The sequence below is a fragment of the Streptomyces viridosporus genome, assembly GCF_002078235.1.
Lineage (GTDB): Bacteria > Actinomycetota > Actinomycetes > Streptomycetales > Streptomycetaceae > Streptomyces > Streptomyces viridosporus.
The window spans coordinates 1-10,396 of sequence record NZ_MSGP01000164.1; the positions used below are offsets into that span (position 1 = coordinate 1).

Annotated in this window: 9 protein-coding genes and 2 pseudogenes; 7 read left to right on the plus strand and 4 right to left on the minus strand. The window is 74.6% G+C overall.

Annotation, left to right across the window (positions count from 1 at the left end; translation table 11 throughout):
- A partial coding sequence (locus B7L92_RS12725; protein WP_107501465.1) for a DinB family protein occupies positions 1–503 on the minus strand: 503 nt, incomplete at its 3' end.
- 143 nt (positions 504–646) lie between these two features.
- On the opposite strand from B7L92_RS12725, the pseudogene B7L92_RS12730 reads away from it, so the two are divergent.
- The 3 genes and pseudogenes from B7L92_RS12730 to B7L92_RS12740 form a co-directional block, all read left to right on the plus strand.
- Positions 647–778: pseudogene (locus tag B7L92_RS12730) on the plus strand (NAD(P)-binding domain-containing protein); the annotation flags it as partial.
- An 81-nt stretch (positions 779–859) separates the two neighbouring features.
- Positions 860–1,096, plus strand: a complete 237-nt coding sequence (locus B7L92_RS12735; protein ID WP_081237537.1) for a hypothetical protein — start codon at positions 860–862, stop codon at positions 1,094–1,096.
- 188 nt (positions 1,097–1,284) lie between these two features.
- Positions 1,285–1,986, plus strand: coding sequence for a hypothetical protein (locus B7L92_RS12740; RefSeq protein WP_081237530.1), 702 nt, complete (start codon positions 1,285–1,287; stop codon positions 1,984–1,986).
- Between the two features lie 55 nt (positions 1,987–2,041).
- Here the strand turns inward: B7L92_RS12740 and B7L92_RS12745 are convergent, their stop codons facing one another.
- Complete coding sequence (locus B7L92_RS12745; RefSeq protein WP_143626312.1) at positions 2,042–2,242, minus strand: thiamine pyrophosphate-dependent enzyme; 201 nt, start codon at positions 2,240–2,242, stop codon at positions 2,042–2,044.
- A gap of 147 nt (positions 2,243–2,389) precedes the next feature.
- Here B7L92_RS12745 and B7L92_RS12750 point away from each other — a divergent pair, with 147 nt between their 5' ends.
- The 3 genes and pseudogenes from B7L92_RS12750 (at position 2,390) to B7L92_RS42285 (ending at position 4,136) form a co-directional block, all read left to right on the plus strand.
- Positions 2,390–3,088, plus strand: coding sequence for a hypothetical protein (locus tag B7L92_RS12750; protein WP_081237532.1), 699 nt, complete (start codon positions 2,390–2,392; stop codon positions 3,086–3,088).
- Between the two features lie 130 nt (positions 3,089–3,218).
- Positions 3,219–3,524, plus strand: a pseudogene (locus tag B7L92_RS43880) (GNAT family N-acetyltransferase); the annotation flags it as partial.
- Positions 3,525–3,620: 96 nt separating this feature from the next.
- Positions 3,621–4,136 (plus strand): GNAT family N-acetyltransferase, encoded by a 516-nt coding sequence (locus B7L92_RS42285; RefSeq protein ID WP_438363989.1) that lies wholly within the window; start codon positions 3,621–3,623, stop codon positions 4,134–4,136.
- Between the two features lie 40 nt (positions 4,137–4,176).
- On the opposite strand, the gene B7L92_RS12760 is transcribed toward B7L92_RS42285, so the two are convergent.
- Complete coding sequence (locus B7L92_RS12760) at positions 4,177–5,802, minus strand: AMP-binding protein (RefSeq protein WP_081237534.1); 1,626 nt, start codon at positions 5,800–5,802, stop codon at positions 4,177–4,179.
- Positions 5,799–7,472 (minus strand): AMP-binding protein, encoded by a 1,674-nt coding sequence (locus B7L92_RS12765; protein ID WP_081237535.1) that lies wholly within the window; start codon positions 7,470–7,472, stop codon positions 5,799–5,801. Before B7L92_RS12765 ends, B7L92_RS12760 begins: the two co-directional genes overlap by 4 nt.
- Before the next feature lie 419 nt (positions 7,473–7,891).
- Between B7L92_RS12765 and B7L92_RS12770 the strand changes: the two genes are divergently transcribed.
- A partial coding sequence (locus B7L92_RS12770; RefSeq protein ID WP_081237536.1) for an ATP-binding protein occupies positions 7,892–10,396 on the plus strand: 2,505 nt, incomplete at its 3' end.

Sequence of the window (10,396 nt, forward strand, 5' to 3'; positions counted from 1 at the left end):
TGCTCGCGGATGAGGTCGGCATGACCGTTGTGACGCGCGTATTCCTCGATCATGTGCACCATGATCCAGCGCAGGGAGACTCCCTGATCGCCCACGTGACCCGCTTCCTGTTCGGACAGGCGGCCGAAGTCGTCCAGCGAGGCTTCGGCGACCAGCTCACGGCTTCGAGCGACCTCCGCCTGCCAGACGGCCACCGCCTCGTCGAGCCCTCGTTCCGGCTGAAGGGCAAAGCCGTCCAGGTTGCCCTCCCCGAAAACCGGCGGCAAGTCCTGAGCTGCGAAAACACGCTGGAACCAGTTGCGCTCCACCTCGGCCATGTGCTGCACGAGGCCGAGCAGTGTCATCGAGGAGGGTGACGCCGCGGCAAGCCGTAATTGGTCGTCCTTCAGGCCCGAACACTTCAGGGTGAGAGTCGCACGGTGAAAGTCCAGCCATGCTTCCAGCATGGCGCGCTCGTCCGCGTGCGCGGGAGGAATGGGCCGTCCGTCTGGTGTCGTACTCATGAGCACACCCTGGCAGGAGCGGCTGTGCCGCACGACTGTCTTCGCCGACGACGAACACACGTCTCGCTCATCTCCCGGGCGAGCCACGAGCGCAAGTGGTGCGACGAGTCGGCCTCGTGGTCCACGAGTCGGCCACCGAGCCCGACGTCCCCGTGTCCGGCGGCGAGGCCGGCGCCGTCGAGGCGGTGCTGTCCCACATGGCCGGCGGCGAGCAGGCCGACTCCGACGGGGCCCGGCCGGTCTTCGAGGTGCTGGGGAGGACGATCGTGCGGTGCGCCCGGACCTCCGGGCGGCGCCTGCCGCCGCCCCGTCGCGCCCGGGGTGCGCGCCGGCCCGGTGCGCAGCAGCCTGGGGACATGGCACATCCCACCGAGCATCCGCACATCGTGGTGCATCCTCCGGCCCTGGACGGCTCGCGGCGGGTCACCTCCGACGACGAGACGCTGGGCCTCGCCACGCACGTCGACGACGTGAGCGAGATCCTGCGGCTGGCCGATCTGTACGTCACGGACGTCGAGGGGACCGACGTCATCGAGTGGCAGGGCGGCGGCCCCGACGACTGGCCGGGCCTGTCGGAGCACCACGACGCCTGAACGCGTCCGGCGCCGGGACGCCCCGGCGCGTCTACGGCTTCGGCCGTACCCCGGCTACGGCATGCTCAAATCAACCTCTGAACCGGCCCCCGGGAGGCTTCGGCCACCCCGCCCGGCGGGCACACTTCCCGCACGCGGGGCCCGCCGGCACGGGGGCGGGCGGGCCCCGGTTCAGGGGGTGCCGCACCATGCGCGACAGCACGGGCGTCCGGTGGACGCCGTACGAGATCGCCCTGCTGGGCGGCGGTCCGCGCGCCGCGGTCACGGTCGCCGTCGTCGCGCTGCACCTGCGGGGCGCCGTGGAGGCGGGCGCGCCGGGGACGATGCACGCGGTCGACGGGGAGGCGGGTCGGGCCCTGCCCGCGTTCCCGCCGCCCGGCATCCCGTCGGACCCGCGGTCCGCGCACGAGGCGGGGCCGGCGGACGCCGTCACCGGTGCGCAGCGGGCGCTGTTCCTGGAGAGCGCGGTGTACTCCTGCCTCGAGGAGCCGTCCGAGCTGCGGGAGCTGGTCCGGCATCCGGACGTCCGCTGGGCGGTGGCCGAGGTGCGGGTCGGGCTCGCGGAGGCGGGGCTGCTGCGGTATCCGCTGCCGCTCGGGCCGACCGGGGCCGCCCGGCGTCGGCTGCGGGTCCTGCGCAAGGCGTATCCGGTGCCCGTGAGCCGGCGCGGCCTGCCGGACCGCGACAAGCTGCTCGCCGTCGCCCTGCACGGCGAGGCGGCCCTGCGGGTGATCGTCCCGCGGTTCGCGCTGCGGGCGGGGCTGACCGAGCGGGCGACGGTGGCGGACAGGGGGCTGCGGCACTCCCCGCGCGGGGGCACCTACGGCGGTGGCGGCGGCCTCCACTCCTGCGGCGGAGGCGGCGGGTGCGGAGGCGGCGGCGGGGACTGAACGCGCCTGCGGGGCCGGTCCGGAAGGGGGCCGGCCCCGCACCCGTCCGTACGCGTCAGACCTTCAGCGTCCTGATCGACGTCGGGGCGTGCCCCGGCTCGGTCGCCAACTCCTCGCTCATGAACGGGAAGTCGGAGTCGCCGGCCAGCGCGACGACCTGCGCCCGGGGGTCGGCCTTCGCCGCGCCGGACGCGTCGGCGAAGCCCTCTCGCCCGAGGATCTCTACTGCCGTGCGGGCAGCGGCCGTTCGAGCCATCGAGCACTCCTGCTCCGACTGCCGGATGCGCACTCCCGTCGCGCCCCGCGGTGAGTCATTCCGCATGCGGGCAAGTGCCGGACACACGCGGGGTCCGTGGAGGACGATGGGGGCGCTGCCAGAGATGCCGCCGTCCGGGAGTGGGCCATGCCCGAAAGCGTCCCGGTGCGCTGTCCGGTCTGCCGCCGCGCGCACCGTTACACGGCACCGTCGTACCCCTGCGCGTGCGGCGCGCCGGTCGCCCCGCCCCTGGCCCCGGACGCGGTGCCCGTCCCCGTCGGCCACCGCGCCTGGCAGGAGGAGTGGGTCACCGTGCGGTGCGGTCACTGCGGGCACGACGGCGAGTGGCCGCGACCGGAGCTGGGGTGCCCGTGCGGGACGGTGCTGCGGATCCCGGTGGCCGGCCCGCGGGCCCCCGCCCCGGCCGCCCCGACGGCCTCGGCCTCGCTCCCGGAGCCCCCGGGGCGTCCCGCCTTCCGCTCCGTGCCGATCCGCACCGCGCGGGACGCGGTCACGGCCGCCGTGCTGTACCTGCGCCGGCTCGGCCACGAGGACGTCCGCCGTGCGCACCGGTGCCTTCCGGCCGGCGTCGGGCTGGCCGGCCGGGGTGTTCTCGCCCAGGTCGATCCGTCGGCGCGTCCGGCGACGCTGCGGGACGTGGAGTGCCTGTGGCTGACGGCGATGACGGAGTCCGCCCGGTGCCTGTACTTCTCCCTCGCCGGATACGCCGAGGACGCCCGGGCCCGTGCCGACGCCCTGGGCGTCCCGCTGTTCCTGCTCGACCCCACCGGCGTCCCGCAGCCGGTGAACGGCCCCGCCGACGCGCTGGACGCCGACGGGGCCTGAAAACCCGGCGACAGCCCCGGGGCCGCCGTCCGATACTCGGCGGATGCGCATCCGCCCCGCCGCGTTCGGCGACCTGCCCGCCCTCCAGGACGTGGAAAGGGCCGCCGGCGCCCCGTTCCGCGACCTCGGCATGCCGGAGATCGCCGACGACGAACCGCCCGCGCTCGACACCCTGGAACGCTTCCGGCGGGCCGGCCGCTGCTGGGTCGCGGCCGACGAGCGGGACCGGCCCGCCGCGTACCTGATCGCCGAACCGGTGGACGGGGCGCTCCACGTCGAGCAGGTCTCGGTCCACCCGCGCGCCGCCGGCCGGGGCGTGGGCCGGTCCCTGATCGCCCACGCCGCCGCCCACGCCCGCGCGGAGGGCCTGGCCGCCCTGACCCTGACCACCTTCGCCGAGGTCCCGTGGAACGCCCCCTACTACGCCCGGCTCGGCTTCCGGACGCTGGCCGGGTCCGACCTCACGCCCGGCCTGCGCCGGATCCGCGCCGAGGAGTCCGGGCACGGCCTCGCCCGGTGGCCGCGGGTGTGCATGCGCCTCGACCTCCGGGAGGAGGGGGCGGCGCCCGCCGGGCCGCCCCGGGTGACGATCAGACCCGCGCACGAGCGGGACTTCCCCGGCTTCCTCGGTCTGGCGGCCCAGGTGGAGCAGTGGTTCGGCCCCATGGTCGAGGAGGCCGGCTTCCACGACGCCGTACGCGCGCACATCTCCCGCTCCATGGCGCTCGTCGCCGTCTCGTCGGGGCCGGACCTCCTCGGCGGACTGCTGTTCGGGGCCGAGCCGCCCGCCCACCACGTGCACTGGCTCGTCGTGTCGCAGCGGGCCCGGGGCACGGGCGTCGGCAGGGCGCTGATGGCGGAGGCGACGCGCAGGTGGGTGCGGGGACCGGGGCACCTGGAGGTCGTCACCTTCGGGGCCGACCACCCCGGTGCCGCGGCCAGCGGCGCCCGCGTCTTCTACGAGCGACTCGGCTTCACCCCGGCGGAGGCGACCGGACCGGGCCCGGAGGGCGGCTCCCGGCAGGTCTTCCGCCGGGCCGTCGGCTGACCCGCACGGCGCCGGCCCGCAGCGGGGCCTCCGAGCGGGGTCAGCCGGCCGCGTACCGCTCCCGCAGCTCCACCTTGCGCACCTTTCCGGACACCGTCATCGGGAAGGCGTCCAGGATCTGGAGCCTGCTCGGGACCTTGTAGTGGGCCAGCCGGTCCCGGCAGAAGGCGCGCAGGTCCTCCAGGGTGGGCGGATCGGCCGGGTCGCGCGGGACGACGCAGGCGAGGACCTCCTCGCCGTAGCGCTCGTGCGGGACGCCGACGACCTGGACGTCCGCGATCTCGGGGTGGGTGTGGAGGAACTCCTCGATCTCGCGCGGGTAGACGTTCTCCCCGCCCCGGATGATCATGTCCTTGATGCGGCCGACGATCTCCACGTACCCGTCCTCGCGCATCACCGCGAGGTCCCCGGTGTGCATCCAGCGGCCCGCGTCGACGACCTCGGCGGTCTTCTCGGGCTCGTTCCAGTAGCCGAGCATCACGCTGTAGCCGCGGGTGCACAGCTCCCCCGTGCTGCCGCGCGGCCGGGTCACCCCGGTGGCCGGGTCGACGACCTTGACCTCGATGTGCGGCAGGACCCGGCCGACGGTGCCGGTGCGGTGCTCCATGTCGTCGTCCCTCCGGGTCTGCAGCGACACCGGGGACGTCTCGGTCATGCCGTAGCAGATGGAGACCTGCTCCATGTGCATCTCGGCGACGACCCGCTTCATCACCTCCACCGGGCAGGGCGAGCCCGCCATGATGCCGGTGCGCAGGGAGGTGAGGTCGTAGCGCGCGAAGCCGGGGAGGTTCAGCTCGGCGATGAACATGGTGGGCACGCCGTAGAGCGAGGTGCAGCGCTCCCGCTGGACGGCCTCCAGCGTGGCCTCCGGGTCGAAGGAGGGGGCCGGAATGACGATGCAGGCGCCGTGGGAGGTGGCGGCCAGGTTCCCCATGACCATGCCGAAGCAGTGGTAGAAGGGCACCGGCAGGCAGACCCGGTCCTGTTCGGTGTAGCCGATGGTGCGGCCCACCCAGTAGCCGTTGTTGAGGATGTTGTGGTGGGAGAGCGTGGCGCCCTTGGGGAAGCCGGTGGTGCCCGAGGTGTACTGGATGTTGACCGGGTCGTCGCAGCTCAGCCCGGCCGCGATCGCCTCCACCCGCTCCTGCGGCACGGTGGCCGCGCCCGCGGTCAGCGCGTCCCAGGACGGGTCGCCGATGAAGACGGTCTCCCGCAACTCCGGGCACTTCCCGCGCACTTGCTCCACCAGCGCCCGGTAGTCGCTGCCCTTGTGGGCGAGCGAGGAGACCAGCACCGAGATCCCGGCCTGTCGGAGCACGTACTCCAGCTCGTGCGCGCGGTAGGCCGGGTTGATGTTGACCATGATGACGCCGATGCGGGCCGTGGCGTACTGCACGAGGACCCACTCGGGACAGTTGACCGCCCAGATCCCGACCCGGTCGCCCTTCTCGACCCCCTTCGCCAGCAGCCCGCGGGCCACCTCGTCGACGGCGGCGCCGAACGCGGCGTAGGTCCAGCGCCGTCCGGAGACCAGGTCGACCAGGGCCTCGCGGTCGGGCCACGCGGCGACGGCCCGGTCCAGGTTGGCGCCGATGGTGTCGCCGAGCAGCGGGGTCGTGCTCGTGCCGTGCGCGTAGGAGAGTCGTGCGGGGGAGAGCGCGGTCACCGGAAGTCCTCCTCGCGGTACTCGTTCACGGAACCGGCGGCCGTGGCCTCGCGCAGGGCGATGCGGCGGATCTTGCCGGAGACGGTCTTGGGGAGCTCGCCGAACTCCAGGCGGCGGATCCGCTTGTAGGGGGCGAGCGCCTGGCGGGAGTGCTCGAAGAGCGTCTTCGCGGTGCCGGGGCCGGGTTCCCAGCCCTCCGCCAGCACGACGTACGCCTTGGGCACCGCCAGGCGCAGCTCGTCCGGGGCGGGCACGACCGCCGCCTCGGCGACCGCCTCGTGCTCCAGCAGCACGCTCTCCAGCTCGAAGGGGGAGATCTTGTAGTCGGACGCCTTGAACACGTCGTCGGCGCGGCCGACGTAGGTGATGTAGCCGTCGGCGTCGCGCGCGCCGATGTCGCCGGTGCGGTAGTAGCCGCCGGCCATCGCCTCGGCGGTGCGGTCGGGATCGCCGTGGTAACCGGTCATCAGACCCACCGGGCGCGCGGAGAGGTCGAGCGCGATCTCGCCCTCGGCGGCGCCGGGCGCGCCGGAGACCGGGTCGAGCAGTTCGACGCGGTAGCCGGGGCTGGGGCGTCCCATGGAGCCGGTCTTGAGGGCCTGGCCGGGGCTGTTGGAGACCTGCACGGCGGTCTCGGTCTGTCCGAAGCCGTCCCGGACGGTCACGTTCCAGGCGCGGCGCACCTGTTCGATCACCTCGGGGTTGAGGGGCTCGCCCGCGGCGACGACCTCGCGGGGCGGGGTGCGCAGCCGGGTCAGGTCGGCCTGGAGGAGCATGCGCCACACGGTCGGCGGGGCGCAGAAGGTGGTGACCCCCGCCCGGTCCATCTCGGCCATCAGCCGGGCGGCGTCGAAGCGGGTGTAGTTGTGCAGGAAGACGGTCGCCTCGGCGTTCCACGGGGCGAAGAGGTTGGACCAGGCGTGCTTGGCCCAGCCGGGCGAGGAGATGTTCAGGTGCACGTCGCCGGGGCGCAGACCGATCCAGTACATGGTGGCCAGGTGCCCGATCGGGTACGACGTGTGGGTGTGCTCGACCAGCTTGGGCCGGGCGGTGGTGCCCGAGGTGAAGTACAGCATCAGCGGGTCGTCGGCGAGGGTGGGCCCGTCGGGCGCGAAGTGCTCGGCGGCGCCGTACGCGTCCGCGTAGGGCTGCCAGCTATCCCCGGCGCCCTCCCCGACCGCGATCCGGGTGTAGTCGCCGGGCACCTCGTCGAACTTCGCGGTGTCCGCGGCGCGCACGATCACGTGCCGGACGCGGCCCCGGTCGACGCGGTCGCGCAGATCGGCCGGTCCGAGCAGCGGGGTGGCCGGGATGACCACGGCGCGCAGCTTCATCGCGGCCAGGGCGGTCTCCCACAGCTCGGCCTGGTTGCCCAGCATCACCAGCACCCGGTCCTCGGCACCCACGCCCCGCTGCCGCAGCCAGTTGGCGACCTGGTCGGAGCGGCGCGCCAGCGCGGCGAAGGACAGCCGGGTCCCGCTCCCGTCCTCCTCGACGAGGTGCAGGGCGGTGCGGTCGTTGCCGTCCGCGATCACGTCGAACCAGTCGAGCGCCCAGTTGAACCGCTCGGGCCGGGGCCAGGCGAAGTCCCGGTAGGCGGTGGCGTAGTCCTCACGGTGTTCCAGCAGGAAGTCCCTGGCCCTGCGGAACTCTTCGGTCGCCGTCGTCATCTGTCCTCCTCGGTTCCGGACCGTTGCCCGGCGGCTCTGCGGCATCGTGCGATCCGTGACGCAGGTCTCTCTACCCCCGAACGGGGGTGCGCGCCCGTGCGGAGCCGTGGTGAAGGGGTGAAGGGGTGAACAGGCGACGGCCGGCCCGGTGAGGGCGGCCGGCGCGGTGGCCGCCCCCGGGGCCCCACGCCCTCCGGGCAGGGGAGGGCCGGGGTGACGGCCGGGACGGTCGAGGGGTACCCGCGGGCGGGGTGGTTGCCGTAGGTTTGCGGTGTTTTCCCGGGCGGGCCATTACCACGAGTACGGCTTTGGATTTATCGTTGCCCGGCCCGCTGTTATATCCCTCACCACACCGTCCGTCCGAAATTAAAGGACCCGTTGCCTAATATTGGCCGGGACACGCCACACGGAGGGGAGCGGTGACCGTGCGACGGGACTTCAAGGAGCCTGCCAGGTGCCGCCCCGACCTGGTCATAGGACGGGAGGAGCTGTTCTCCGACGCGCGCGAGCAGCTCGCCCGCGGTGGGAGCGTGCTGCTCCACGGGCCCGCCGGAATAGGAAAGTCGACCGTGCTGCGGGCACTTGCGGCGGAAAACGCCGGTGCGGCGCGGACGGTGTTGCGCTGTTCGGCCACGGAGTCCGAATCCCATCTGCCGTTCCTGGCGCTGGCCGATCTGTTCGGCCTGGTCCTCGACGGGGTCTCCGCCCGGCTGCCCGCCGCCCAGCGCACCGCCCTGGAGTCGGCGCTCACCGGACGCGGCGAGTCCACCCTCCGGCGGGACGGGCTCGCGCTGCGCCTGGCGGTGCTGTCCACGCTGCGCGCGCTGGCCGCCGAGGGACCGGTCCTCGTCGTCGCCGACGATCTGCAGTGGCTGGATTCGGCCAGCGCCGAACTCCTCGGCTTCGCGGCCCGGCGGCTGGGCGACACCCCGGTGCAGATGGTGTGCGCGGTGCGCACGGAGGGCCAGGAGTACGACCGTCATCTGCGCGCCTGCCCGCCGGACACGCGCGCCGTGCGGCTGGGCCCGTTCTCCCGTACGCAGGTGTCCGCGCTGCTCGACCACCGCGGCTACACCGGTCTGTCCCGTTCCACGGTCCGTGACATCCACCGCACCAGCGGCGGCAATCCGCTCTTCGCGCTGGAACTGGGCCGCGCCCTGGCCGAGAGTCCCGCCCGTCCCCGCCCGGGCGAGCCGCTGCCGGTGCCGACCTCGCTGCGGGCCCTGGTGCTCAGCCGCCTGGAGATGCTGTCGGACGAGGCGCGGCGCACCCTGCTGGTGGCCAGCGCGGGAGCCCGGCCCACCCTGGCGCTGCTGCACGCGGCCGGCCGGGACGACGCGGAGGCGGAGACGGCGCAGGCCGCCGCCCTGGGGCTGTTGACGACGGATCCGGAGGAGCCGGCCCTGCGCTTCGCGCATCCGCTGATCTCGGCCGCGCTGTACGCGGAGGCACCGGCGCACGAGCGGCGGGCGGCGCACACCGCGCTGTCCATGGCCGCCTCCGACCCGATCGAGCGGGCCCGGCACCTGGCCCTGGCGACCACCGGCACCGATCCGGAGGTGGCGGCCCGGCTCGCCGAGGCCGCCGCGCTGGCCCGGGACCGCGGGGCGCCCTCGGTCGCCGCCTCGCTCGGGCTGCTCGCCGCCCGGCACACCCCGGCCGACAGCGTGCCGGGCCCGGACGAGCGGCGGCTGCAGGCCGCCGAGGACGCGATCACCGCCGGGGAGGCCGACCTGGCCCGGGACATCGCGCGGGAGGTGCTGGCCCGGGCGACGGTGCCGGCGGAGCGGGTGCGGGCCTGGATGGTGGTCATCGAGGCGGCCGGGCAGGCGCTCGGCGAGGTCGACGCCGTCTTCCCGCAGGTGCTGGCCGACGCCGGCGACGACCCCCGGCTGCTCGCCCTGGTCCACTACCAGCTGGCCTGGCGCGAGCTGGTGGTGGACGGCGACTTCGCCAAGGCCCGGCAGGAGGCCGCGCACGCGGCGGAGCTGGCCGCCCGGGGCGAGGACCGGCGCACCGAGCTGATGGCGCTCGCCTTCCAGTCCTCCACCGAGACCCTGATGGGTCATCCGGAGGCCCCCGCCACCATCAAGCGGGCCCTGAAGGAGCCTCAGGACCCCTACGTGGCCTGCCACCACAACGGCGCGGGCATGGCCAGGTTCCGGTGGCTGCTGATGAGCGACCGGCTGCCGGAGGCGCGCACGGCCATCACCGCGCTGCTGCGCGAGGCGCGGCGGCGCGGCATGGTCGAGAGCGAGGTGCACTTCCTGCGCTTCCTCGCCGACACGGAGCTGCGGGCCGGGCACTGCGGCCGGGCACTGCACCTGGCCCGCGAAAGCCTGCGGCTGGCCCGGGACTCGGGGATCGGCGAGGGCGCCTCGGCGATGCTGGCCTCGCTGGCGGAGGCCTCGGGCGGGGACGTGGACCGGGCGCTGGCGCTGGCCCGGGAGGCCGCGGACCACGCCGAGGTGGACGGCGACCAGATGTACCTCTCCCGCGCCCTGGCCGCCCTCGGCTACGCCCAGTCGGTCGCCGGGGACGCGGCCGCCGCGGTCCGCTCGCTGCGCCGGGTGCGGGAGCTGGAGCACGCCATGGGCATCAGCGACCCGGCGCGGGGCCGCTGGCACGGTGACCTCGCCGAGGCGCTGGTGTGCATCGGCGAACCCGGCGAGGCGCAGGAACTCATCAACGTCACCCGGGTGCACGCGCTGCGCCTGGACCGCGCGAGCGTGCTGGCCGCACTGGACCGCGCCGAGGCGCTGGTGCGTGCCGCGCGCGGTGAGCACCGGGCCGCGCAGGCGCAGTTGGTGTCGGCGCAGGAGCGGTTCGGCAGGCTGGGCCACGGCCTGGAGGAGGCGCGGGCGGCCTTCGCCCTGGCCCGGCTGCGCGCCCGGCGGCCGGGACCGGCCGCCGGGCGCGCAGCC

Bases quoted from the DNA above. Each gene is read 5' to 3' on its own strand.
- B7L92_RS12735 (WP_081237537.1), top strand. From the start codon at position 860: ATGGCACATCCCACCGAGCATCCGCACATCGTGGTGCATCCTCCGGCC.
- B7L92_RS12740 (WP_081237530.1), top strand. From the start codon at position 1,285: ATGCGCGACAGCACGGGCGTCCGGTGGACGCCGTACGAGATCGCCCTG.
- B7L92_RS12745 (WP_143626312.1), bottom strand. From the start codon at position 2,242: ATGGCTCGAACGGCCGCTGCCCGCACGGCAGTAGAGATCCTCGGGCGA.
- B7L92_RS12750 (WP_081237532.1), top strand. From the start codon at position 2,390: ATGCCCGAAAGCGTCCCGGTGCGCTGTCCGGTCTGCCGCCGCGCGCAC.
- B7L92_RS42285 (WP_438363989.1), top strand. From the start codon at position 3,621: ATGCGCCTCGACCTCCGGGAGGAGGGGGCGGCGCCCGCCGGGCCGCCC.
- B7L92_RS12765 (WP_081237535.1), bottom strand. From the start codon at position 7,472: ATGACGACGGCGACCGAAGAGTTCCGCAGGGCCAGGGACTTCCTGCTG.